Origin of the sequence: Bradyrhizobium sp. 87, assembly GCF_023073015.1 — a bacterium.
GTDB lineage: Bacteria > Pseudomonadota > Alphaproteobacteria > Rhizobiales > Xanthobacteraceae > Bradyrhizobium > Bradyrhizobium canariense_D.
In genome coordinates this window covers 1-26235 of the sequence record NZ_JADPIQ010000020.1, presented here as the reverse complement: position 1 = coordinate 26235, position 26235 = coordinate 1, and the positions used below count along the sequence as shown (strand labels likewise).

Genomic DNA, 26235 nt, shown 5'->3' with positions numbered 1-26235 from the left:
AGTCGTAACGGAGAGGCCATTTGGGCTGGCGGGATACTATCGGCCCGGGACTGACACGATCCGTAACTTCCCGATCGGGGAAATGTCGGTTCACGAAATTCATTGTCGGGACACCCGCGATTTAATATTTAATATATTATTAATTAATCCGATTTCAAGAGAAAAATTCTGGTTTCCACCATTTAAATATGTCGCACTGCTCAGAGGATCCTATCGAGATCCCTGCCGGGAATTCCGTGCGCGCATGTTGTCGAGGTAGGTCGGATCGAGCTCCGAAATTAAGTTCTCGAGATAGATCTTCCCCTCGGCCGAGGCTGACCGGTACGCGGCCACAAGCGCTGGTCTGATAGCAGGTCGACGCGTAACGACGAGGCTGACGTCCCGCTTGATCAAGTCCCGAAATTCAAGCTCGCGTACCACAGCATCTGTAGCGAGCGCGACGGACAGCCTTAACGGAAGCAGATCCAGATCGTTCGGCGCAGTATAGTACGACATCTTGAGCATGGCTGCCGTCCGGATCGAATTCTGTTTCGGCGCCGCCGCGAGCATGAGCCAAATGTCGCCGCGGAGCGGCGACGAGCGCAGCGCGCGGGCAAACGCGTTCGACGCTGCCGGAAGTTCCGTTTTTTGCTCGTCCGCGGCGAGAGCCGGATCTCCACGGGATCGTGATTCCCCTCGGATCCAAAGGTCTTCATGCGCTGCCGCAGCCGAAACTGGTTTCGAGATCCCGTTTGGCCATGCTGCTGCGGCCGAAACAGCTGGCGACAAAGAAGACTGATCTCCGAGATACCGTCCAGGGAGGACCATCCATATCGTCTGTATGATCAGCGCTATTCCAAGCACCGCCAGAGCAGCGCGCGGCCATGGGATGGCAAACGCTGGCGCTAGCCTTGGACGAGACGCCGGAGCTGGACCGGCCATCCAGTCCGAAGCCCCTTTCGATTCCAAGGATATGGGCTCTCGGGCCGCACCGGAGACGCTTTGACCGAACGCCAGCCCAAAAAGCGCAGCGACCAAAAGCGATGCGCCCAAACCCAGAATTCCATGGTCGGCAAAGGCCAGTATCGTCAGTGCAATCGAAGCACCGGCGCCCAAGGCGGGGTACACGTAGTCGTAAGCTCGTGACAGAGAACGCCTGATCAGAATACAAGCGCCGAGCATCGCTATTACTACAAGGCCGCAAAGGAACGCCCAGCCCATGTCTATAACCATTGAGGCGGCAGCCGTTGGCCTTTCTCGCGGGGCGCCGATTCCAATGTCCCGATAAAGCGGCAAAAGGACCGTCGAAGCGCCGGCACCGGATCCCGCCGGCCTGACCTCCTGTAGCATCCGTTCTGTCGCGATCTGACTGCTCGTTGACAAGGCGATCGTCACATCGGTGTTCGTCCTAAACGGAATAACCGTTACGCTGGCAATAAAGAATATTGCGGCGGTTGCGAAAACGCCAGCGGTGCCCCACAAGCCCAAGAACAACCTGCGAATAACGAAAACCGAGAGCAAGATTGCTGATCCGAGGAGGGCGGCGATGACGGCGGTGGAGTTGGTCCGAATGAGCAGCGCGGCCAAGCAGACAATCATTGCGATGGTCGCGGCGGACAGAGCAAGGAACGGAACTGGCGCAACTGTTCCTGGCCGACTGTGCCGGGCTATTTGATCGGCCGCGCGTATTGCCGTGGCGCAGGAGAGCAAGACGCCGAGCACTGCGACGGTTGAGCCATCGGGCCCGGCGACACCGGCAGTTTCCTTGCCGAACCACATGGCCGTGGCAATCGTGGCTATCGACAGTAGTATATGCAGGACTTGCGCTGCGCGATATCGGTCAAGCGTGATGACCGCAGTGACGAGGGCCGCGGCGAGCACAGCGCAATACTGCGCCAGCGAGAGCATAGTCGCCCCCATATCGAGTGTGATTTTTTCGGCGAGGGGCTCGCTTAAAGCCGCCGAAGCAGTTGCCCAGATGGGATTTCCGAGCGTGTCCATAGGCATCGGCACCACCTGTAACGCCATCCAGAGGGCCGGAGCCGCGAGCACAACGACGGGACCAGTCCGGAGCAGCTTGGTGAGCCCGAGGGAGGCGGGCGATGGAAAGATCGCTACAACGAGCGCGGCTGTTGCTAGTATGAATGATGCCAATCCCAAGCTTTGCAGGCTTTCCGGCATTGCGAGCGCCGCGGTGATCGCCACAAACTCGGCTAACAGGACAAGCCAGATAATCATGTAAACACCATGGTGTGGTGCGGCCACTCCGGTGGCCGGAGAACGTGCAGGCCGCTACGAGACAGCATCAAGAGCCGGAAAGGCCATAACGGATATAGTGGCTGTCATGATAGTAATAGCTCCGATGGCCGTCATACCGAGCCATTGCCTTGGTATCCGTCTTGCTGAGAACTGCCCCAATCAGCGATTCATGAATGTTGGGTGCCGTGTGCAGTGCGTGCTGCACGACATCTATTTTGGTGCGGCCCCACTCAACGATTAGAATATAGCCGTCTATTAGAGATGAAGTGACTCGGACATCAACTAACGGGGTCAGGGGAGGAAGGTCGACGATGACGTAGTCATAGTCAGCTCGCAGGCGGTCGAACAGCTTGCTTATTGCGTCGGCGCACAGAATCTCGCTGGTGTGAAGCAGAGATCCCCGCCGCACGGCGGGTAGAAATGCAAGGTTCGTCGTGGGATCTCGCCAAATCGTGTCCGCCAGGGATCGGCTGCCGTTTGCAACTTCGATGATTCCGTTGACAGCCCTGGGCGCAAAGATCGCAGAAAGTGAGGGATTCCTGAGGTCGCAATCGACGATGATCGCTTTCTTGCCGGTGTGCCCGATCAATTGCGCGAGCGAGGCTGCAATCGTAGTCTTCCCCTCATTCGGCAGGGCCGAGGTAATGCCGATGACCTGGGAGGAGATTTTGGCCGGATTGTGGTCGATGGCTAGCTTGATGGAACGAATGGCCTCGGTATATCGAGATAGCGGCATTCCGACCACGGTCCGATGAATTGCCATTGGAGACGGAACTATCCGTTGTTGAACGTCATCATCGGTTGGCTGGGAGCGAACTGGTTGCTTCGCGGATTTGCGGGCCGGTAACAATGGGACTAAAGACAGGCAAGGCAATTCCAGCACAGTTTCCACCTGTGAAGAGGTACGAAAGACGCGGTCCATGATGTCTCTGAGGAGCGCCAAGCCGACGCCCATCGCGAGACCGCCGAAGATGCCGAACGCCAGCACCAACATTGTCTTTGGCTTGCTCTTGCTCGGCGGCGGCGATGCGGGGAAAAGTACCCGCGTTTCCGAGACGGGAAATGTCTCCTGCTGCGCGGAGCCCATGTAACGCTGCAGAAAGGTCTCGTACAAGCTACGCAAACCCTTTGCCCGGCTTTCCAACTCCTTGATGGTCAGCTCGGCAGAATTGACTGAACGGGACTGCGAAACGGCCTTGGACAGTTGCTTTTCGATTTCTTGTTGCCGCTGTTTGGCGAATTCGAACTCGCTTCGGCTGACTTCGGCAAGTCTTTTGACTTCGTCGAAAATGGAGACGCGAAATTCCCGCGCGCGGTTCCGGATATTGACGACTGCTAGGTGGTCGCGACCTACCCTGGCCGACAACTCGGCCTCACGCCTCATGAGTTCCAGATACTGCTGACGCAGCCCGTTGATGATCTGACTGTTTGTCGAATCGGCTCCGATTGCATCCAGATTGTTCATCGAGGACGGCTTTGTCGGATCGGAGGCAAGGAGTGCTTCATAGCGAGCCAATTTGGCCGTTGCCTCAGAGGTCTGCGCGCGCGCGGCAGCCAATCGATTGTTGATTTCTGTGATCTGCTGTTCGTCGATGGGCTTTCCGTCCAAAGAAACGATATTGTTCTGGGTCTTGTAGACGTCGACGGCACGTTGTGCAGCGAGGGCTTGGTCGCCGAGATCGCGCAGCCTCTCCTGCAGCCAGCTTGTTGCCCTGCGATTGGCATCGAATTTCCCATTGAGCTGGTCCGCAACATAGGTGTTGGCTACGGCGTTGACGATCTCCGCGGCCCGGAGTGCGGTGCTCGAATTAAAGCTGATCTCGATGACGTTGCTGTACCCGACACGCCCTGCCGAAAGCCGATTGAGAAATGCGTCTACGATAGTGTCTAATGGTTCGCCATGTGTATCGGGTGGGCCATCCTTCTTCGATCCAATCGACCCCCATGACCGAATTCGCTGCCAGAGCGACTGTAGAGACAGCCCTGACCCATTAAAGTCCGGATCGTCCGCCAGCTTTAACTGGTCGATGACAGCAACCGCAGTGGCCTTTGATCTCAGGAGTTGAAGCTGGGTTTCGATTTGACTGAGATCGAAGGCCGGCTCGGCGAGGAGCGATTGCTGCTGGACAAATTGGGGCCTTGGAGTAGCCAACAGGATCTGAACCTGCGCGGTATAGGTTGGAGACGCCAAGCGGAGATAGAGCAGGCTGGCTGCAGTTACGAGCCCGGCAGTGACAAGGATCATGAGATATTGGCGTCGTAGAAGCCCGAGGCCGAAATTGATGACGTCGCTGATTCCTCCGCTGTCCGTTTGAACGGGTGGGGCCAGCCCGGTCACAGGCAGCCGTACGCTATCTGTGTGTCGAAGATTGTTCTGGAGCATCACGTACCTGTTCGACGGTGGGTCACGTTGGGCCGCTCGCCCGCAAACCAAGGGGCGCGCGGGCGGGGGGATTATATGCATATAAAAACCTGCTTGCCAAATTAAATAAATCATATATTAATCGAAGCTGAAATTGAAAATGACGATGGGTCTGTCGTTTCGGCCCGGCGTTGGAAAAATGGAAGGTGCTTCTACGGGTTACGGTCTAGCCGGTATTTGCACGAAAATAATGTGAGCGTTTCGAGACGGATCGGCGGGCGGATAATTAAATTCCGTCGAATATTTACTTATGGTCCGTCGCAACGAACCCCGATGGGGAAATATTAAGGGCCGGCAGGAGGTGCCCAATGCTGGAACTGCGATCCTTGGCGATCCCCGATGTCAAAGTCATTCGAACAGATCGGTTTTCCGATGCCCGCGGCTACTTCTGTGAGACCTTTCAGCAATCGGCTTTTGCGGAGAAGGGAATCCTGATTCCGTTCCGAAGGGATTCGCGCATGGGTTCTGTACCTTGCAGCCCAAGACCGTCGTCTTGTACAAGGTCGACCAAGTCTACGCCCCCAGCCATGACAGCGGCGTCTATTGGGCTGATCCCGCATTAGCGATCAAGTGGCCCGTCACACCGTCAGAGGCTCAGATATCGCCAAAGGACCAGACCCTTCCTGCGCTCAAGCAGCTTGCTTGCGTTTTCGAATAGTGGAGATGAGTGGAATGCGTATCCTGGTGACCGGCGGAGCGGGCTTTATCGGTTCTGCTGTGTGTCGCCGTTTGGTGCTGCAGACCAGTGCCGCGGTGGTCAACATCGACAAGTTGACATACGCAGCCGACCTGACTTCGCTGGCGAGCATCGAAGGGCTGGGGTCTTATGCATTCCTGCAGTCCGACATCTGCGATCGAGAGGCTATGGGTCTCGCGTTCGCCGACTACGAGCCGGATGCGATCATACACCTGGCCGCCGAAAGCCACGTCGACCGTTCGATCACCGGACCCGAGGCCTTCGTCAGCACCAATATAGTTGGTACCTACACGCTGTTGGAGGCGGCCAGGACCTACTACGAACGTCTGCCGCTTCCGCGGCGGAAGCAGTTCCGCTTCATCCACGTATCGACAGACGAAGTCTATGGCTCATTGGGGCCGGAGGATTTGTTTCGCGAGGACACGCCCTACAGGCCGAGTTCGCCGTATTCGGCGAGCAAGGCGGCCTCGGACCACCTCGCACTCGCGTGGTTTCGAACCTACGGTCTGCCGGTCATCGTATCGAATTGTTCGAACAATTACGGGCCGTACCAGTTCCCGGAAAAGCTCATCCCGCTGACGATCCTCAATGCGCTCGACCGGAAGCCGCTACCGGTCTATGGCGACGGCAGAAATATTCGCGACTGGCTTCATGTCGATGATCATGCCGCTGGCTTGATAAGACTTCTGTACGAAGGAAGACCGGGCGAGAAGTACAATTTCGGCGGAGATGGCCAGCGGTCCAACCTGGAGGTGGTCACCCGGATTTGTGACATGGTGGATCGGTTATCCCCGGGCGCGGGAGCGAGGCGATCTCTCATTACGTTCGTGCCGGATCGTCCAGGACATGATGCGCGCTATACAATCGACGCGTCTAAGGCGCATCGCGAACTTGGCTGGGAGCCGACGAGAACCTTCGAACAGGGCTTGGCCGAAACCGTCGGATGGTATCTCAACAATCGTGCATGGTGGCAACGTGCTCGCTGCGGTGTCTATGACGGCTCGCGTCTGGGTCTGCTCGCTGCTCAACATTGAGGTAAAGATGACAGATCGACCCATCCTCATTGCCGGGCGGAACGGTCAGTTGGCCAGATGTCTTCGTGATCTCGCTGCAGCGCGCGGTCTGCCTGCGGTGGCTCTCGGGCGGCCAGAACTCGATCTGGAGAACCGCGAAGGGAACGACAAGCTCATCGCGTCGATCGCGCCGTCGGCAATCATCAATACGGCCGCTTATACGGCGGTCGATCGGGCCGAATCTGAAGCCGCGAAAGTGTTCAGCATCAACCGCGATGGTGCGGCAACGTTGGCAAACGTCGCTTGGCAGATGAACATTCCACTCATCCATCTCTCGACCGACTATGTGTTCGACGGCGCAAAACCGGATGCGTACGACGAAAGCGACATTCCCGCGCCGTTAAATGTCTACGGCGCGTCGAAGCTTGCCGGCGAAGCTGCTGTATTGGCCGCGCATCCGCTCGCGACCGTCATCAGATGCTCGTGGCTTTACAGCCCCTATGGCAGCAACTTCGTTCGAACGATGTTGCGGTTATGCGAGACGCAGCCCATCGCAAGGGTTGTCCGGGACCAACAGGGAAATCCGACCTACGCATACGACCTCGCGGAGGCTATCCTTCAGATCGCAGAACGGTCAGTAACGGTCGATCGCAGGGCCGCGGCCGGCATCTTTCATCTCGCCGGTCAAGGCGAGACGAGCTGGCACGACTTTGCGAAGGCAATGTTCGACGAGCTTTCCCGTCGTGGAGCGCGGATTCCGGCGCTCGAGGCGATCACGACTGAAGAGTTTCCGACCGCTGCGCGTCGGCCTCGAAACTCGCGCCTGGATTCATCCAAGGCCGAACGCGTGTTCGGAATTCGCCTGGCGGCCTGGCGCCATTCACTCGAAGCTTGTCTTGACCAGCTGGTCGGAGAAGGAGACACCGATGCTGAAGGGAATCGTGCTGGCTGGCGGCAGCAGAACGCGCCTCTATCCGATCACGTGCCTGGTCAGCAAGCAGTTGCTCCCGATCAATGACAAGCCGATGATCTATTATCCCCTGTCGACGCTGATCCTGGCAGGGATCCGCGAAATTCTGATTCTTACCACGCCGTCAGACCGGTGTCAGTTCGAGCGGTTGCTAGAGGACGGGAGCCAATGGGGCATTCGGCTCAGCTACGCGGAACAGACCCGTCCTGCCGGTCTCGCGAACGCCTTCATTGTTGGTGCCGATTTCATCGGAAGCGATCGTGTGGCGATGGTGCTTGGCGACAATATCTTCTTCGGCGATGGTCTGAGTGAACTGCTGGCCAGGGCGGCGGGACGTGAGGAAGGCGCCAGGGTCTTCGCGTATCATGTGCGCGATCCGGAACGATATGGCGTCGTGGCATTTGACGAGGCGGATCGTCCGATACGGATCGAGGAGAAGCCGAGCAAGCCAGCGTCGATTTGGGCGATCACCGGTCTTTACTTCTTCGATAATCGCGTTGTCCGCTACGCTCGTCGCGTTGAACCGTCGCCGCGCGGCGAGCTTGAGATCACCGATCTGCAAATGCGCTACCTTTCAGCCGACGCGCTCCATGTCGAGCGCATGGGGCGCGGGTTTGCCTGGCATGGATACCGGCACGGGTGCGTCGCTCATCGATGGTGGGACGTTCGTCCAAACCCTCGAAAAGCGGCAGGGAATGAAGATCGCCTGTCTTGAGGAGGTCGCCTTCAGCCTCGGCTCCATCAATCGTGATCAACTTCTCGCTTTGGCCGAGCCGCTGCAGAAGAGCGGGTATGGCAGGTATCTCAATGAAATCTTGCAGTTTCGCCGTTAAGTTAAATGTTAAAATAAATGGATTGAAATTACGGTTGATTTAATTATTAATTGAATCGCATTCTGTTGTGCTGATTTCGAGAGGCCGGCCATGCTGAACCAAAAGGCGAGCGTCCTTGATCGAGGAACCGAGCCCCTCTTGCCGGAAGAAGCCGATTCCGGCTGGTCAGATGCCAGCGCGCGAGGTGCATGGTTGTGGCCAACGGCCGGCGCCTGGACACCGCCAGTGTTGAATCAGTTTGGGATCTCGCTGAATGCGGACCAGGCGGTCGGCGGGCCGAATCCCCTGTCCAGGGCAATTGCGGTTATCAACGCTGGTCAGGTGGCAACTGCATTGCTGTCGCGTGGCGGCTTCGGCAGGACGCTGGCCCGCGGTATCCCGCCATTCCAATCGAGGTTGGCCGCTCTGCTCTCGAGTTCGGCAAGTCTGTTGGCTCGCCCCAACGCAGGGGGCCCGGCGTTCTCATTCGTGCCCGACCATCAGGTGGCGCAGGCATCATCGAGCACCGGCACCAGTCATTGGACCAATTCGAGCGGCGGCTACGGTCCATCCGCTTTCGAGGGACCTTGGACCCCACTGCACACGGGGCCATTCATCGGGTCAGAGCACCTGCCCAATGCGGCTGCGGGAATGGCAGGCCGGCCAGCGTCTCACTCCAGATTGGTGGATCCATCATCCACGTCTTCGATGTTGAGTAGACCGGTCTCGTTCCAGGCCTCCCCCGACGAGGCTGCGCCGCCCTCCAGCGCACGTGGCGGATCTGCCGTCAATTCGCTGTTCCTAACGACGGACAGGGCGGACTACGCGCCGGGCAGTACGGCAACGTTTAGCGCAGCCGGCATCGGGTCGGGGGCGTCAGTCACATTCAATATTGCCGATCTAGTGAGCGCGCCCGGCGCTAACGGCATTGCCGATGTCTATACGCCCTTCACGATCAAAGACGAGGGCATCGGCGACATGGATGGGCTGGCCAATGGGACAGTCGTCGCGCAATGGCAGGTGCCCGCTGATGGCCGAGCGACCGGAGCTACATTGCAACTCACCGCGACCTCCGGCGCCCAAACGGGGACGGCGACCTTCAGCGACGCGGGCAACAAAATTGTCACTGAGAATCAACTGCCGGGTACGCCGAAGAGCACATGGGCGATCCACGGCTCGATCGCGAACGCAGGCGACTCGCAGATTGAAGGCTTCGCGACACAGATCAGCACCAATGCCGGACAGACCGTGTCGTTCAAGATTGACACCGCCTCGTCGGTGACGGGCTACACGCTCGATATCTACCGACTTGGCTACTATGGTGGCAATGGCGCGCACCTGATCGGCAGTATGCATCACACTGGAACGGACAATCAGCCAAACCCAATCTTCAATTCTGCGACTAAAACTGTCGACGCCGGGAACTGGTCGGTGACGGACTCATGGACAATTCCCAGCACGGCCGTCTCGGGGGTCTACTTCGCCAAGCTGACGACGGATACAGGCGATGACGAGAACATGATTCCATTCATCGTCCGTAACGACGGCACCACCTCGGGCATTCTGTTCCAGACCAGTGATCAGACCTGGGAAGCGTACAATCCCTGGGGCGGATATAATCTTTATCAAGGCCCTAATGGCAAGGACGATCGTGCCTATGCCGTCAGCTACAATCGTCCGATCGCCATGAATTCAACGTCCAACTTGGCCGGGCCGGCGGATTTTCTGTTTGGCGAGGAATATGCCGCGATCTATTGGCTGGAGCAGAACGGCTACGATGTCAGCTACATCTCCGGCATCGATGCCGCGACCAGCCCCGGATTGCTGCGCAACACCAACGCCTACATCGATGTTGGCCACGACGAATACTGGACGCAATCACAATTCGCCAATGTCAAGGCCGCGGCAGACGCGGGTGTCGATCTCGCCTTTCTAAGCGGTAATCAAATTTATTGGGACACGGAGCTTGCTCCGAGTTTCGACGCTAGCCATACGCCCAACCGGACAATTGTGGAGTACAAAGACATCTGGAGCGGCACGCAACTTGACCCGAACGGCACCGCCAACGGCGGAGCGGGTCTGTTTCGCGATCCCGTGTACGGACCGGGGACTCCGGAAAACTCACTCTCCGGCACGATCTTCACGGTCGACGATATCGGCACGCTCGACAACATCACGATTCCCGCCAGCATGTCGCAACTCCGGTTCTGGAGAAACACCAGCGTCGCCAGCGGCAACGGCGGGACGCTGACGCATCTACTGGGTTACGAGTGGGACAGCGACCTCGACAACGGTTTCCGGCCCGCCGGGTTGATCGACATGTCGTCGACGACGAGGAACGTGAACACGTTGCTCTTGGACAACGGGTTGACCACAGGTTCTGGCACGGCCACACACAGCCTGACGCTGTACCGTGACACGACCAGCAGCGCGTTGGTGTTCGGCGCCGGCACGGTCATGTGGTCGTGGGGCTTGTCAGATCAGCACGCGGACTATCGTGGCCTTACTGCGCCGGTGAGCACCGCCGTGCAGCAATCGATGGTCAATCTGTTCGCCGACATGGGAGTAACGCCGCAGACGCTGCAGGCCAGCCTTGTGCTCGCGCAGGCCTCCGCCGACCACACCGTCCCAACCTCCGTCATCACCTCCCCGACAGGCGGTACGAGCTTTAACCAGGACCAGACGGTCACTATTACCGGCACCGCCTCGGACGTCGGTGGCCGTGTGGCCGGCGTTGAGGTTTCAACCGACGGCGGCACGACCTGGCACCCTGCGTCGGGGACGACCAACTGGAGCTACGCGTGGGCCGCTGTGGGTCCCGGCACGCATGTGATCGAAGCGCGCGCGACCGACGACAGCGTCAACCTGCAGACAACTCCAGCCATGGTCAGCGTCAACGTCACAGGTGGGAGCGGTACAGGAAGCCTCTTCACAGCTTCCAACGTACCGGCGCAGACCGGTTTGAATGATGGCACGCCGCTTGAAGTCGGCGTGAAGTTTACCTCCGCCACGGCCGGTCAAATCACCGCGCTGAAATTCTATCGTAGTCCGAGCGACAGAGGGGCTGATCTCGTCGATCTCTGGACCGCGACCGGAACCAAGCTTGCCAGCGCGAGTTTCACCAACACGACGACGAGCGGCTGGCAAACGGTCAATCTGGCGACCCCCGTCACGATCAGTGCCAATACAACCTATATCGCCTCGTATCATACCAATGGTGCGTATGTCGCCACGAACAATTTCTTCGCCAATTCCTTTACCAGCGGCAATTTGACGGCGCCTTCGTCCGCCGCATCTGGCGGCAACGGCGTCTATTCCTACGGCGGTACCAGCACGGCTGGTATATTCCCGACGAGTACGTTTGGTTCTACGAACTACTGGGCTGACGTGGTGTTTGTCCCCAGCAGCGGCACCAACAGGCCGCCGACTGCCGTCGCCGATACCGGCGACGCCACGGAGAAGGGTGGGACTAACAATGGCACGGGTGGCTCGCCCGGCACCGGGAACGTGCTGACGAATGATACCGATCCGGATTCCGGCGACACCAAGACCGTGACCGCAGTCAGCTTTGGCTCGACGTCTGGCACGCTCGGATCGTCACTCAATGGCGCGCACGGCAGCTTGGTCCTCAACGCCTTGGGCGCGTTTACCTACACGGTCAATGAAACGGATCCCGCCGTGCAGGCATTGCGGCTCTCGACCAATACGCTGATTGATGCCTTCAATTACACGATGCGCGATTCTGCCGGTGCGACATCATCGTCTACGGTCACCATCACGATTCATGGCGCCAACGACGCACCGGTGCTGGCGGTCCAAACCGGTAACCAAACGGCAACGGTCGGCTCGGCGTTCTCGCTGACGCTGCCTGCCGGCACCTTCACCGATGTCGATTCCGGCGATTCGCTCGCCTACGCCGCAACCGCCGCCGATGGCTCGCCACTTCCTGCCTGGCTGACCTTCAACGCGTCGACGCGGACTTTCAGTGGCACACCGACGTCTGCGGATGTCGGCACCGTCAGTGTGAAGGCGACTGCCGCCGATCTCGGCAGCCTCTCCGCGAGCGAAATGTTCAATATCGTGGTGAGCACAACTCCATCGACGGTCAGTCTATTCTCGACCTCCGATAGGCCCTCGGTGCTATCGGACTCCGACACGTCGCAGGTCAATTTGGGGGTACGATTTACGTCCTCCGCGGCCGGCACGATTACCGGCATCAAGTATTACAAGAGTGCGAACGACACCGGCACCCATACCGGATCACTGTGGAGTAGCACAGGCACGCTTCTGGCGACCGCCACCTTCACCAACGAGACCAGCAGCGGTTGGCAAACCGTCACTTTCAGTAGTCCGGTCTCGATCACGCCTGGCACCACCTATATCGCAAGCTTCCATAGCAACGGCCGCTATGCCGATACGCCCAGCTACTTCACTGCTGCTCACGCGAATGGGCCGCTTACGGCCTCTGCGAGCAACAATGGTGTCTACACCTATGGAACCGCGAATCTGTTTCCGACGGGCACGTTCAACGCCACCAACTATTGGGTGGACGTCGTCTTCAGCAATTCCGGCGGCGGAACCAACCAGCCGCCGATCGCCAATAACGATAGCGGCTTCAACGCGACCAAAGACGTGGCGCTTAGCATTCCCGGAACATCACTTCTAGCAAACGATACCGATCCTAACGGGGACGCTCTGACGATCACGGGGGTCAGTGGGGCCGTCAACGGCACCGCCAGTTTCAACGCTCAGAACAACACGGTGACGTTCACCCCAGCCAATGGCTATACGGGACCGGCCTCATTCAACTATGCCATCTCCGATGGCCGCGGTGGTATCGCCAGCGCAACAGCAAGCGTCACCGTCCAGGCGCCCTCGTCGAGCACCGTGAGCCTGTTCAGCTCCAATCCCACGCCGAGCATTGTCTCCGTCAACGATCCAAGTTCGGTGGAACTTGGCATGAAATTCCAGGCATCCACCACAGGCGACATTGTCGGGTTGCGCTTCTACAAAGGCCCGAACAATACGGGCACACACGTTGCCGATCTATGGAGCAGCACGGGCGCGCTGCTAGCCACTGCCACTTTTACCAACGAGACAGCAAGCGGCTGGCAGCAGGTCAATTTCGGTACGCCGGTGACGATAGCGGCGGGGACAACCTATGTCGCATCCTACCATACTGCGGGCAACTACTCGGCCGATCCCAACCTGTTTGCCAGTTCGGTGACCAACGGGCCATTGACCGCCCCGTCATCCGCGTCCAGCGGGGGGAACGGCGTCTATGCGTACGGATCCGGAAGCCTCTTCCCGACCAACACCTTCAACGCGACCAGCTACGCGGTTGACGTCCTCTTCAGGCCGCAGCTCGCAGCATAGGGAGAATCGGAATGCATACGGAGCTCTATACCGACGGGATTGACGAGGTCACAATTGGCGGGGCGATCGTGCGGGTGGACTTGGTCAGTCTCTCGCCCACGGAACGTGACGCCAACAATGCGCCAAAGAAGGTGTTTCGCCAGAGATTAATCTTTTCGGCGGAATCCTTCGCGAACTCTGTCGAGGTGATGCAAAACGCGCTTCAGGGTCTGGTGGACGCCGGCGTCGTCCAGCGCAATCGGCCAAGGCCGCCGACTACACCGCCACAGGCAACCGCACCACTTGAATCTTCGTCATCGGCTTCGGACAGCTCCAGATCTCCAAATGTCTCAACCAACTTCCGTTGAAATTGAGCGGTGTGAACCAGCACCGCTCTCGTCTGAGGACGAGCCGCGTTGGGCCGCTCAAACCGCCCTTGAATGCCTGTCGAGGGTCGCCGCCCATCACGGTATCTCTCTACCGTCGGATCGTTTACGTCACGCTTATGCCGTCGATGATGCCGGCATCTCGACCGACCTCTTGCTGCGCATGGCGCATGAGGCCGGTCTTCGCGCTCGGGAAACGCAGCTCGATTGGAAGGCGCTATGTCGGCTCGGCGAAGCCTATCCGGCTCTTGTTCAGCTCTCGAACCAGAACTGGGTCCTTGTTGTCGGCGCCGGGCCGGAACGCGATGCTGTAACTGTCTTCGATCCCTTGGCTGAGCGGAGGGACGAGCCGCTGCTTGTCGATGCTGAACGGTTTTGTGCCCGATGGCTCGGAAGGGTTATCCTGTTCAAGCGCGAGAGTCGTTCAACACAGGGCCAGAGGGCCTTTGGATTGCGCTGGTTCGTACCCGAAATGCTCCGGGAATGGCGATTGTTCTCTGACGTCGCGATCGCCGCCGTCTTCCTGTATGCGCTCGGCCTCGCGCTTCCGATCTTCTTTCAACTCGTGATCGACAAAGTTCTTGTGCACGAGAGTCTCACGACGCTCTACGTACTCTCGGCTGGCGCGATCATAGCGCTCTCCTTCGATGCCATATTCACCTTCTTGCGTCGTTACCTGTTGCTGTATGCCACGAACAAGATCGACATCCGGGTTGCGACCAAAACGTTCCGGCATCTTTTGGGGCTTCCCGTAACCTTCTTCGAGCGTATCTCGGCCGGCGTCCTGGTGAAGCACATGCAGCAGGCCGGGCGGATTCGCGAGTTTCTGACCGGTCGGCTGTTCCTGACCGCCTTGGACGCGCTTTCGCTGTTCGTCTTCCTGCCTGTCCTCGCGCTCTACAGCGTCAAGCTGACATGCGTCGTCCTGGCCTTTACCGCCATCAGCGGCAGCGTGGTTGTGATTTTGATGGGACCGTTCCGACGACGGCTCTACCAGCTCTACCAAGCCGAAGCCGGCCGCCAGGCTCTTCTGGTCGAGACGGTGCATGGGATGCGCACGGTGAAGTCATTGGCCATGGAGCCCAACCAGAACAGGGCGTGGGACGATCGCTGCGCGCAATCGGTATCGATGCGGTTTGGGGTTGAAAAGATCTCGGCGGGCGCCCAGGCGCTGACCGGGTTTCTCGAGAAGATGATGACGCTCGGCATCGTGGCCCTGGGCGCGCTGGATGTCTTCGCTGGCGAGATGACGATCGGCGCGCTGGTCGCCTTCAACATGCTGGCGGGACGGGTTTCGGGGCCGCTGGTCCAAATGGTGACGATGGTTCACGAATATCAGGAGGTCGCGCTGGCGGTTAAAATGCTGGGCGAGGTTATGAATAAGGAGCTGGAACGGGACGGTCAACGCGAGGGGCTGCGTCCCGATTTCGCCGGCCAGATCGAGTTTGAAAACGTCACCTTCCGCTATGGCGAGGGTACGCCGGCGCTGGACGACGTGTCGTTTTCAATCGCTCCAGGTTCGGTCTTTGGGATTGTCGGCCGGAGCGGCTCAGGAAAGACGACGCTGACGCGACTGATCGCGGGAATGTATCCGGTACAGCAGGGATTGCTGCGGATCGACGGCCACGATTCGCGCGAGATCGATCTCACCCATCTGCGGAGGAATCTCGGGGTCGTGCTCCAGGACAATTTCCTGTTCCGGGGCACCGTGCGCGAAAATATCGCTTGCGTGAAGCGTGATGCGACGTTCGACGAAGTTGTCAGGGCGGCCCAGCTCGCCGGTGCCGACGAGTTCATTGAGCGGCTGCCGAGGGGGTTCGACACCATGCTCGAGGAGCAGGCATCGAACCTGTCGGGCGGGCAAAAGCAGCGGCTTGCGATCGCCCGCGCCTTGATCGTCAACCCGCGCATTCTGATCCTCGATGAAGCGACCAGCGCGCTGGACTCCGAGAGCGAAGCGATCATCCGGCGCAATCTGCGGCGTATCGCCGAGGGACGAACCGTCATCATTGTATCGCACCGGCTTTCGATGCTGTCGGATGCGAGCCAGATTTTGGTCATCGACCGTGGACGGATCGTCGATGTGGATCGTCACGACGGGCTGCTGGCGAAGTGTACGATCTACAGGCATCTCTGGAATCAGCAGACGAGACAGGTCGCATGACCGGCGCCGAGAAAAGCAGGGCGGAAGGGAGCTCCGGCAGATCGGGGCCTTCGATCGTTTCACGGAGGCGGCGCGGGCTGTTGAGGCCCGCGCCGACGGCATCTCGCGTAGTTGCGGAATTTCAGTCCGACGCCGCCGCGATCGAGCAGGGAACGCCACCGCGCGTAGGACGGATCACGCTCTATTGTGTCGTCGCCCTGATCGCGACCGCCATCGCGTTCGCATGCGTGTCGCGTGTTGATATGATTGTGACGGCACAGGGCAAACTGATCACCACACGTCCTAACCTGGTTGTACAGCCGCTGGAAACATCGGTCATTCGGGACATTCGCGTTAAGGCCGGCGACCTCGTTGATCGCGGCGACGTCCTTGCGATACTCGATCCGACCTTTTCTCAGGCCGATCTTGATCAACTGCGCAGCCGCTTGGCGGGCTTGGACGCCTCCATCGACCGGGTTCGGGCGGAATTGGACGGCGTTGAGTACGTCCTCGAGGAGTCCGCGAATGCCGATCAGGCGCTGCAGCGAAAGGTATTCCTCCAGAGAAAGACGGCTTACGAACTTCAGATTCAGAACTATGACGCGCAGATCGCGTCCGCTCAGGCCAATCTAAAGACGGCCCAGGATGAGGAGTTCGTTCTGGCCCAGCGGCTGGACACCATGCAGTCCATTGAGGCCATGCGAAATGTGTTGATGGCCAAGGAGGTCGGTTCAAGACTGAACTTCCTGCTGTCCCGGGACGCGCGGCTGGAGGTTGAAAGCAATCTGGCGCGTGTTCGTGGCGCAATTGTCGACAACATGCATCGTTTGGACAAGGCCCGTGCAGACCAAAAGGTCTTCGCTGCAGAGTTTCGCCGTACTGCCTATCAGGAGCTCGTGGAGACGTTGCCCAAGCGTAACAGCGCCGCGGAGGAGCTCAAGAAGACGGAGCTTCGCCGGCAACTGATCGTGCTGCACGCACCGGCTGATGCGGTGGTACTTGAAATTGCCAATCGGACGGTGGGTTCGGTAATTCGCGAGGCCGAGACATTTTTTGTATTGGTCCCTCGCGACGAGACGCTCCGGGCGGAGGTCAATGTCGAAGGCAGGGATATCGGACAGCTGACGGTCGGGCAGGCCGTACGAGTGAAGTTCGAGGCATTTCCGTTTCAAAAGTACGGCACCGCTACTGGCGAGGTCGGAGTCATCAGTCAGGACTCATTCTCGCCAGAGGCGAAGGCTGAAGGTGTGCGCCGGTCGTCAGCTCCCTATTACCGCGTACTGATCGATCTGCGGGACACGCACCTTCGGCTGCCGTCCGAGCGCGTTCAGTTGATTCCCGGTATGGCGGTCACCGCCGAACTGAAGGTGGGGCGGCGGACTGTGATTTCGTATTTCCTGTATCCACTGCTTCGCGGTCTGGACGAAAGCATCCGGGAATACTGACAAATTCTGTAAGGCCGAATTCTGATTGACGCTCCCATGCAAGCCGTGATGGGCCCATTGGATAGCTTTCCCTGTTTGAACTTCACACGGGGTTCCTTGATCGACTTTAAATAATTTAAAATAAATATTTTGACGGTTAAAATATTTAATGTTATTTATTTTGCAATCGAGAAGTGCCTAACCCCGCATGAGTTATTTGAACTAATTTAGCTGGGGATAGCCTAAGGGAGGCAGCCGATGTTTGGAGGCTCCGTGTTGCAGCACCACCGAAGTGTGCCGTCGGCTCGCGATCGTCCGAAAGTATTGGCGGTTTCCTCGGGAGGAGGGCACTGGGTGCAACTTATGCGCATCAAGGATGCATTCGGAGGCTGTGAAGTCGTTTTCGTGACTGTTCACGAGTCCTATCGCCCGCAAGTGGCGGGTCAAAAGTTTTACGTGGTGAATGACGCCAACCGCTGGACCAAGATCAGGCTTTTGAAAACTGCGCGGAGTGTCGCGCGGATCATTTGGACGGAGAGGCCTGATATTGTCATTTCCACGGGAGCCGCTCCAGGATATTTGGCGTTGCGGCTTGGACGGATCGTCGGTGCGCGAACTATCTGGCTTGATAGCATCGCTAACGTAGAGCATCTCTCGATGTCCGGGTCTAGGATAGGTCGTTCTGCCGACCTCTGGCTGACACAGTGGCCCCACTTGGCGCGACCCGAAGGACCTCACTATGAAGGCGCCGTGCTATGATCTTTGTGACGGTCGGAACGCAGGGGCAATTTGACCGGTTGATTCGAACCATCGATGAATGGGCCGGCGTACGTGGAAGAACGGACGTGTTCGCCCAGACGGGCCCGTCAGCCTATCGCGCCCGGCACATCTGCGTCGAACCGTTCATTGATCCCAGCGAATTCAGGAGTCGCGTAGAATCAGCAAGCCTTGTGGTCGCCCATGCGGGCATGGGGTCAATCATCACGGCTCTCGAGCTGGGAAAGCAAATCATTGTAATGCCTCGTCGAGCCCATCTGAGCGAGCATCGAAATGACCATCAGCTCGCAAGCGCAAAGCGTTTCGCGCAACAGGGCCGGATCATCGTTGCTCTCGACGAGAAGGAGCTAATCCAGAAGCTGGATCGAGTCAGCTTTACTGAAACCGCTGAGCGGCTCGGAGGGCAAGCGTCATCTCATCTTATAGGCACCATTCGGGCCTTCATCGACGCGGAACGTATTCGTTTCGAGAATAGAGCGTAATGGCCGGAGGTGTTGCTGTTTTGGACGAGGGAATCGACGACACGTCGGGTATCTCCGGGCCTAGGCTCATATCCGCACATGTTCACCCGGCTTGAGAACGCTTGTATCGTCTTCGGAGGCTTGCAATGGATGTTAGTATCATCGTCGTAACACACAATACGCGCGAGATGACGATTGAATGTATTCGTTCAATTTTGGAGCAAACGACCAGAGTTCGATATGAGCTGATCGTGTTTGATAGCGGATCGACTGACGGTTCTTCCGAAGCCATCAGGGAACATTTTCCGGCGGTCAAGCTGATCACGTCCGAACGGGATGTTGGTTTCGGAAAAGCCAACAACATCGCAGCGAAAGGTGCACAAGGGCGCCGGCTGTTGCTTATCAATCCGGATACTGTTGTTCTGGACCACGCCATCGATCGACTTAGCGAATTTGCCGACACGACACCCGAGTGCAGCATATGGGGAGGGCGCACCGTCTTCGCCGATGGATCGCTGAACCCGGCATCATGCTGGAAGTTTGCGACGTTATGGAGCGTGTTCTGCTGGGCCGTCGGATTGAACCTGCTTAAGGGCAGCATGGTGTTCAATCCAGAAGGCTATCCAGATTGGAAGCGGGATTGCGTCCGGTCGGTCGATATCGTATCGGGCTGCTTCTTCCTGATCGACGGCGCTCTCTGGCAGGATCTCGGAGGCTTCGATCCGGTGTTCTTCATGTATGCAGAGGAAGCCGATCTGTGCATTCGGGCGCGAAAACTTGGTGCGCGGCCGAAGATTACTCCAACAGCAACCATCGTACATTACGGTGGAGCTTCATATCCTCGGAAAAGCGAGCTCCGAATTCACCTACTGGCCGGCCGCGTGACCCTGATGGACCGTCACTGGTCGCCCCTTTCCCGCGCGATCGGGAGGGGATTGTACTTGCTTATGCCGTTAACGCGATGGCTTGGCTATGAAACGGCAGCAGCGCTGTTACGGGAAAGGAATTACCGCGCGAATGCGCGTGAATGGCATGAGGTCTGGGGAAACCGCTGGCGCTGGGTAAATGGCTGGACAGAAGCCGCCGTAAACGCCGTGTCTACTGAAGATTCAAAGTCTGCCGGGCAGTTTGGCTGAACGTGGAGGGTCGTTCAGGGGAGTTCTGCTCGAAAATAACTCTGTTCTGCATTCTATTCGATGATTCAAAATGCGTCGATTATAATCGAATTAAATAGGTGGCCGGAACGTGTGGCTCTAATCTCGCGGCTTGGAATGCAGTTCAATCATCGATAGGTTGTAAAAAATGTCGAGCGTGCCGATCAAAGTCGCGGTTATAGGATATGGCTACTGGGGTCCCAATCTCGTACGCAACTTTGCGAACACGGATGGTTGCGAGCTCGTGGCAGTCAGCGATCTGGAGCCTTCGAGGCTCGCATCATGCGCGCGTCTGCACCCTAGTGCGGCAACTACAACCAGGCTTCGCGATGTCATCGAGAGTACGAACGTCGATGCGGTCGCAATCGCAACTCCTGTTCATAGCCATTTCGCAATCGCGATGGCGGCGCTCAAAGCAGGAAAGCACGTTTTGGTCGAAAAACCGCTGGCGCAGAGTTCGGACCAGGTGCGTCGGCTAATCGATGAGGCGCAGCTCCGCAATCTGACCCTTATGGTCGACCACACGTTTGTCTATACGCCGGCCGTGCAGAAAATTCGTCAGCTGATTCGTGAAGGCGAGTTGGGTGAGATTCTGTACTACACCGGCAATCGCGCAAGCCTCGGGCTCTTTCAGCAGGATGTCAATGTCATCTGGGATCTTGCCGTCCACGACATATCGATCATTCAGTACATTCTGAAAGAGGCGCCGGTTGCTGTTTCTGCGACAGGGGCGACCCATGTCCGTGGAACTCCGGAAAACATGGCGCACGTGACGCTGTTCTTCGAAAACAGCTGTGTCGCGCACATCAATGTTAACTGGCTGTCTCCAATAAAGGTCAGGCAGACGTTCATCGGGGGAAGTCGCAAGATGATCGTGTACGACGATCTTGAGCCAACCGAAAAGATCAAAGTCTATGACAAGGGCATTTCGGTCAACCCCTCCCCCCAGGCGGCGCACCAGCTTCGGATTGGTTATCGAGCCGGCGACATGTGGGCCCCACACCTCGGCGCAAGCGAGGCGCTCAGCGTCGAAGCAAAGCACTTCGTTGATTGTATCCGCAACGGTAGCAGTCCTCTAAGCAGCGGGACTACTGGATTGCAGGTCGTGCAGATCCTGGAGGCCGCTTCCCGCTCCATCATGGCGCAAGGCAAGCCGGTTCGCTTGACCCATCCGGAGAGAGAAAAGGAGCCGGCCGGCTGAACTGAACGTACAACACTGCTACAGAGTCAGAATGCACTCGGCAGGTGAAGCTACGAGCGAGATCGGCCAGACCGGCGGTCAAGACGCTCGGACATGAAGCCTGCGTAAAAACACGCGATGGAGCCGCAATGACGTCGGTACAACGCTCGATCTTGCTTTCGGCTGCCGATCGCTATGGCAATCTAATTTTGTTCTTTGTGGCGAGCGCGGTTCTCTCCCGCCTCTTGTCGCCGGCAGAGTTTGGGGTCTTCGCCGTCGTAAATGCCATCGCGACCGTACTTACTGCCTCTTTTCAGGAGTTCGGCGGCGCGAACTATCTCGTTCAGAAGCGCGAATTGTCATCTGAAGACATTCGTTCAGCGTTCACCGTCACGTTCGGGATCTCGTTGGGAATTGCGGGCCTTCTGTTCGCCCTGGGCGGGCCTCTGTCGCAGTGGTTCGCGGAGCACGAGCTGAAGAGAGGTGTCGAGGTTACCGCGTTGAACTTTCTGCTGGTGCCGTTCTCCGGAACAATCGCGGCTTTGTTGCGCAGAGACATGAAATTCGGCGCGCTCGCGGTCTACAGTCTCGGGTCCAATGCGGGGGGCGTCCTGGTTTCGATCGCCCTTGCGATGGCAGGATGGAGCTATATGGCGCCGATCTGGGGCGGGGTAGCGGTGAACATGATTTTTATGCTAGTTCTGCTCGCTAGGCACCGCGACTTCGGCGCGCTGCTGCGCCCCTCGTTCGCCGCATATCGCGAGGTCGTCAGCTTTGGCCTCCTCTCGAGCGGCGTGAGCGTCATCAATGTATTCTACAATCTTGCGCCTCAACTGTTCCTTGCGAAGATTCTCGATTTCATGTCGCTGGGTTTGTACAGCCGCGCGATCAACCTGACGCAGATGTTTGACAAGCTCGTCTCGCGGGTTCTGGACCCGGTTATGATGCCGGCAATCGTCGAAAGCCGTAAGGCCGGGGAAGACCTCAAGGCCATTTACCTCAAGGCGATTGAGCTGCTTTCTGCGGTGCAGTGGCCCTTCATGATATTCATGGCGCTGATGGCGCGACCGATCATCTTGCTATGGCTCGGCCAGACCTGGCTTGATATTGTGCCGCTCGTGCGCCTGCTTTGTGTCGCAAGCACGGCGGTATTTGCAGCGTGCTTGAGCTATCCCGTGCTTGTAGCTGTGGGAAGCGTGCGAGACGCATTGACTTCCTCAATGATCTCGATCCCGCCATCCCTACTTGTGGTCTTGGGGGCATCCTTCTTTGGTGTGCAGGCTGTCGCCGCATCCGCACTTCTAACATTGCCGTTCCAGGCCGGAGTCGCGATCTACTTCATCGGGCGGCATCTGCGCTTTGGGCTGGCGGACATTGCTCTGGCGTTAATGAAGAGCAGTATCGTTACGGCAATAACCGCTACCGGCGTCGCCGGTTGTGCGGCGCTCACGGCAGCGGGCACGCTCTCATCGCTTTCCGGACTGGTCTTGGCGTTGTCTGTAGCAGCGCTGAGCTGGTGGTTGGGCTTGGCGCTGACCAGCCACCCGCTTCTGTATCATCTCCATCGCACCGCAGCCGGTCTGGCCCGCTTTGCACCGGGACTGCTGCCGTCGCGTTCAGCGTTGTAGATATTCCTGGGATTGGGAGGGGTAGATGCCCATTGCGAAGGACGTAAAACTCGGCAAGGGTGTGAAAATCTTTCACTCGGAGCTGGTCAACCTTTATGGGTGCGCAGTCGGCGACGAGACGAAAATCGGCACCTTCGTCGAGATTCAGCTGGGCGCGAAGATCGGCGCGCGCTGCAAAATATCCTCGCATACATTCATTTGCGAAGGTGTAACGATCGAGGATGGAGTATTCATCGGGCATGGAGTCATGTTCACCAATGATAAATATCCCCGGGCCACTACCGCCGACGGACGGCTTCAGGGCTGTGCCGACTGGGTGGTCGGATCGACGCGGGTCGGCGCGGGAGCTTCGATCGGATCGAATGCGACCATCCTGTGCGGCGTAACGATCGGTGCTGGAGCTATCGTCGGCGCTGGCGCGGTGGTGACGCGTGACGTTCCTCCAGGCTCGATCGTGGCAGGAGTACCTGCTCGAACCATGTCGCTTTCGAAAAAGATAGAGCCCGCTGCCGTACCGACGTCGGAGTCTATGTCGGTGAATAAGGACATTGACGTGGGCCACGATGCTTGATCTGGCACTTCAGAAACTAGTTGCCTCGTCGGGAAGCTCGCCGCGTATCCTGCGGCCGTCCCGCTTGGCGTTAGCACCGGCTCGGGTCTCGGTTGTGGTGCCGTGCTACAATTATGGCCGCTTCTTACCTGATTGCGTGAAAAGCATCCTGACTCAGGAAGGCGTCGATGTCGATGTCATCGTCGTTGATGACGCCTCAACCGACGAAAGCAGCCGAGTTGCGTGGCGCTTCGCAGACGCTGATTCAAGAGTGAAGCTTATTCGTAACGACCACAACAGGGGACACATCGAGTCCTATAATATTGGGTTCGCTCAAGCCACAGGAACATATGTATTCCTTCTCTCAGCCGACGATGTGCTGGTCCCTGGCGCATTAGCTCGCGCGGCGGCGCTGATGGAAATGCATCCGACCATCGGTTTTGCCTATGGTTGGTCGGTTCCCTTCACGTCGAGCTTGCCGCCGGCCCGCACCGAGGCGAAGCGCTGGGCGGTATGGAAGGGTGAGGAATGGGTCTCTGCTCTGTGCCGGCGAGGGGCCAACGTCATTCGATCCAGTGATGCGCTGGTCAGGCGCAGCGTGCTCGACAAAGTTGGAGGTTACCGAAAAGATCTTCCTCATAGTGGTGATCTCGAGTGGTGGCTGCGCGCGGCTCTGGTGTCGGATGTCGGCATCGTCGGTGGTGTGGATCAGATCTATTATCGCCTCCACGGCTCGAACATGAGCAGGGTTCAGTACGGCACGATACTGGCTAATCTGGAGGAGACGAAGAGGGCGTTCGATGCCGCGCTTTCCGAGGCGCAGCGTTCGGACCTACGTAGAACGGCCTATCAAGCCCTCGCGCGGAACGCCCTTCATTTTGCCATCGCCGATTTCATGTCGGATCTGGGAGGATCCAGACGCGTGGAAACATACAAATCGTTTGCCTTGCAGCTCTATCCGGAAGTGGCTGATTCGCGAGAATGGGCCGCCTTGGAACGACGACAAAAAGCAGGAATCGAAAGTGCTCAGCGCAATCCTATCTTCCTAGGCCGGGAGCACGTTAGGATGTTCAGCGCGAAACTGGATTGGCGGATATGGCGGTTTACCGGAATGTGACACCGTGTGCCAGGCCTTGGCATCTCGAGGCCTGAAGCATAACAGCGGCAGGCTCGGGGAGCCGGGGACGCGGAGCCTAATAATCGAGCGGTTGGTCGGTTGGATAATTTATGGCATTAGTTAATACGACTTATAAACGTTTCCAACAGAGAGGAGCTATCGCTTTGATTCCTTTTCGCGACTCGAAGGCTCAAGACGGTCAGATCAAACCGCAAATCGATATCCAGATAGCGATGCCACTGCTTGATGAGGACGAGGCCGATGCAGCCCGCGAGGCTGTACTGTCGGGCTGGCTCTCGCAAGGACCGCAGGTGGCCGCGTTCGAGTGCGAATTTGCGGCCGCGGTGGGCGCGCCCTATGCGTGCGCCGTCGCGAACTGCACGACCGCCCTACACCTCGCTTTGACGGCCGTGAATGTGGGGCCGGGCGACGAGGTGATAACCGCGAGCCACTCGTTCATCGCGACAGCGAACTCAATCAGATATTGCGGTGCCACGCCAGTTTTCGTGGATATCGATCCGGAGACCTACAATGTCGGTTCGGCACGTGTGGCTGAAGCCATCACGCCGCGCACGCGAGCAATACTCGCCGTCCACCAGATGGGCATGCCCTGCGATCTGGAGGCCCTGGTAGCTCTCGCCAAGCGCCATGGTATCACTCTGATCGAGGACGCGGCTTGTGCTGCAGGAAGCCAAATCCGCATCGACGGCCGGTGGGACCCCATCGGGAAGCCGCATGGAGACATCGCCTGCTTCTCATTTCATCCGCGCAAGGTCATTACGACAGGTGAAGGGGGCATGCTGACGACGTCCAATCCACAGCTCGACCGCAAGTTCAGACTGCTGCGCCAACACGGAATGAGCGTGCCGGATACGGTTCGGCACGGGGCGCCGGAAGTGATTTTCGAGGATTATCTCATGGTCGCGTTCAACTACCGCATGACGGATGTCCAGGCCGCGGTGGGTCGCAAGCAGCTTGGGAAGTTGGCTCAGCTCGTCGCGCGTCGCCGTGCGATCGCCTCCCGCTATGCTGAATTGCTCGGAAAAATTGAGGGGCTAAGGTTGCCGCTCGAGCCATCTTGGGGGCGGTCCAATTGGCAGAGCTATTGCGTGCGCCTGCCGGATCGGATCAATCAGCGAACCGTGATGCAGCGCTTACTGGATCAGGGCATTGCGACGCGTCGTGGCATCATGTGTTCGCATCGCGAGCCGCCTTATGCTGGGGATAGGCAACGCCATGACCTGCGCCAATCCGAGATCGCGCAGGATCGTTCGATCCTGCTTCCGATCTACGCGCAGATGAGCGAAGGAGATCAGGTTCGTGTTGTCGACGCATTGCGAAACTGCATATAGCAGCCCCCATTTGGAAAGGCGCAATTTAGACCAGTTTCATTGTTCCGTATTACAAGTCTGCTTCCGAAATACGTAGAGTCTTATAGCCAGTTCGAGCTCCTCATTCTGGATGATTGCTCTCCGGACAACACTCTGGACGTCGCACGCTCGTTTAATGGTCCCCATCTGAAATCTCAACGCCCGGTCGTTATATGTGGCTCAACTCCGCGGATGACCGCCTGCGGAACCCCTTCGTTCTGGAGCGCTACCTTGGAATCAGGAGGCAAACCCTCACTTAGCCATGACGAACTGGTCGGGGGCAGGTGCACGTGCCAACGCGGCCGTTTGGCCAGCATGACAAATTACCTGACCGGCGAACATTTCGCTGTCCGCTTTAAAGACGGCTTGGCGGTTTTGTGGCGCATTCACGACGAGGCACGTGTGCTTGTGCAACTGTGTGGGCATCGTATCGCCTATCGTAAGCGTCGCTCTGAGGCCCATTTGATTGGTGCTTGACGTCTATTTTGAACGCGTGGTGCGCCGGCGCGGCTTCCATATTTCCGACAATGCGTTGACG

At 58.2% G+C, this 26235-nt stretch carries 16 protein-coding genes and 2 pseudogenes; 16 read left to right on the top strand and 2 right to left on the bottom strand.

Features of this window, described 5'->3' with window-relative positions; all coding sequences use genetic code 11:
• Window positions 1–210: 210 nt before the first annotated feature.
• Together IVB50_RS04415 and IVB50_RS04410 are read right to left on the bottom strand one after the other, a co-directional pair.
• Window positions 211–2217 carry a hypothetical protein gene (locus IVB50_RS04415; RefSeq protein WP_247294748.1) on the bottom strand — a complete coding sequence of 669 codons (2007 nt, stop codon included), beginning with the start codon at window positions 2215–2217 and terminating at the stop codon, window positions 211–213.
• 67 nt (window positions 2218–2284) lie between these two features.
• On the bottom strand, window positions 2285–4621 hold the full coding sequence (locus IVB50_RS04410) for an AAA family ATPase (RefSeq protein WP_247294773.1): 2337 nt from the start codon (window positions 4619–4621) through the stop codon (window positions 2285–2287).
• A gap of 347 nt (window positions 4622–4968) precedes the next feature.
• On the opposite strand from IVB50_RS04410, the pseudogene IVB50_RS04405 reads away from it, so the two are divergent.
• The 16 genes and pseudogenes from IVB50_RS04405 (at window position 4969) to IVB50_RS04330 (ending at window position 25679) form a co-directional block, all read left to right on the top strand.
• Window positions 4969–5318, top strand: a pseudogene (locus IVB50_RS04405) (dTDP-4-dehydrorhamnose 3,5-epimerase family protein).
• A gap of 14 nt (window positions 5319–5332) precedes the next feature.
• The gene (gene rfbB, locus IVB50_RS04400) at window positions 5333–6391 is read left to right on the top strand and encodes a dTDP-glucose 4,6-dehydratase (RefSeq protein WP_247294746.1); all 1059 of its coding nucleotides are present in this window, start codon (window positions 5333–5335) and stop codon (window positions 6389–6391) included.
• A gap of 7 nt (window positions 6392–6398) precedes the next feature.
• Window positions 6399–7388: a dTDP-4-dehydrorhamnose reductase gene (gene rfbD / locus IVB50_RS04395; protein WP_247294744.1), complete on the top strand. Its 990-nt coding sequence runs from the start codon at window positions 6399–6401 to the stop codon at window positions 7386–7388.
• Window positions 7297–8173: pseudogene (rfbA, locus tag IVB50_RS04390) on the top strand (glucose-1-phosphate thymidylyltransferase RfbA). Before rfbD ends, rfbA begins: the two are co-directional and overlap by 92 nt.
• Before the next feature lie 90 nt (window positions 8174–8263).
• A complete protein-coding gene (locus tag IVB50_RS04385) occupies window positions 8264–13528 on the top strand; it encodes a DUF4082 domain-containing protein (RefSeq protein WP_247294742.1) in 5265 nt (1754 codons plus the stop codon).
• 11 nt (window positions 13529–13539) lie between these two features.
• Window positions 13540–13875: a hypothetical protein gene (locus IVB50_RS04380; protein ID WP_247294740.1), complete on the top strand. Its 336-nt coding sequence runs from the start codon at window positions 13540–13542 to the stop codon at window positions 13873–13875.
• Window positions 13853–16057, top strand: coding sequence for a peptidase domain-containing ABC transporter (locus IVB50_RS04375; protein ID WP_247294738.1), 2205 nt, complete (start codon window positions 13853–13855; stop codon window positions 16055–16057). Before IVB50_RS04380 ends, IVB50_RS04375 begins: the two co-directional genes overlap by 23 nt.
• Complete coding sequence (locus IVB50_RS04370; RefSeq protein WP_247294735.1) at window positions 16054–17481, top strand: HlyD family type I secretion periplasmic adaptor subunit; 1428 nt, start codon at window positions 16054–16056, stop codon at window positions 17479–17481. Before IVB50_RS04375 ends, IVB50_RS04370 begins: the two co-directional genes overlap by 4 nt.
• 237 nt (window positions 17482–17718) lie before the next feature.
• Entirely contained in the window at window positions 17719–18219 is a 501-nt protein-coding gene (locus IVB50_RS04365) for a UDP-N-acetylglucosamine--LPS N-acetylglucosamine transferase (RefSeq protein ID WP_346770934.1), read from the top strand.
• Window positions 18216–18719: a glycosyltransferase gene (locus IVB50_RS04360; protein WP_247294728.1), complete on the top strand. Its 504-nt coding sequence runs from the start codon at window positions 18216–18218 to the stop codon at window positions 18717–18719. The genes IVB50_RS04365 and IVB50_RS04360 overlap by 4 nt, the downstream gene beginning before the upstream one ends.
• A gap of 125 nt (window positions 18720–18844) precedes the next feature.
• A complete protein-coding gene (locus IVB50_RS04355) occupies window positions 18845–19834 on the top strand; it encodes a glycosyltransferase family 2 protein (protein ID WP_247294726.1) in 990 nt (329 codons plus the stop codon).
• 166 nt (window positions 19835–20000) lie between these two features.
• Window positions 20001–21053: a Gfo/Idh/MocA family oxidoreductase gene (locus IVB50_RS04350; protein ID WP_247294725.1), complete on the top strand. Its 1053-nt coding sequence runs from the start codon at window positions 20001–20003 to the stop codon at window positions 21051–21053.
• A gap of 128 nt (window positions 21054–21181) precedes the next feature.
• Window positions 21182–22660 (top strand): oligosaccharide flippase family protein, encoded by a 1479-nt coding sequence (locus tag IVB50_RS04345; RefSeq protein WP_247294723.1) that lies wholly within the window; start codon window positions 21182–21184, stop codon window positions 22658–22660.
• A gap of 25 nt (window positions 22661–22685) precedes the next feature.
• Entirely contained in the window at window positions 22686–23231 is a 546-nt protein-coding gene (locus IVB50_RS04340) for an acyltransferase (RefSeq protein WP_247294721.1), read from the top strand.
• Window positions 23224–24327, top strand: a complete 1104-nt coding sequence (locus IVB50_RS04335; protein ID WP_247294719.1) for a glycosyltransferase — start codon at window positions 23224–23226, stop codon at window positions 24325–24327. The genes IVB50_RS04340 and IVB50_RS04335 overlap by 8 nt, the downstream gene beginning before the upstream one ends.
• A 233-nt stretch (window positions 24328–24560) precedes the next feature.
• A complete protein-coding gene (locus IVB50_RS04330) occupies window positions 24561–25679 on the top strand; it encodes a DegT/DnrJ/EryC1/StrS family aminotransferase (RefSeq protein WP_247294771.1) in 1119 nt (372 codons plus the stop codon).
• Window positions 25680–26235: the final 556 nt, after the last annotated feature.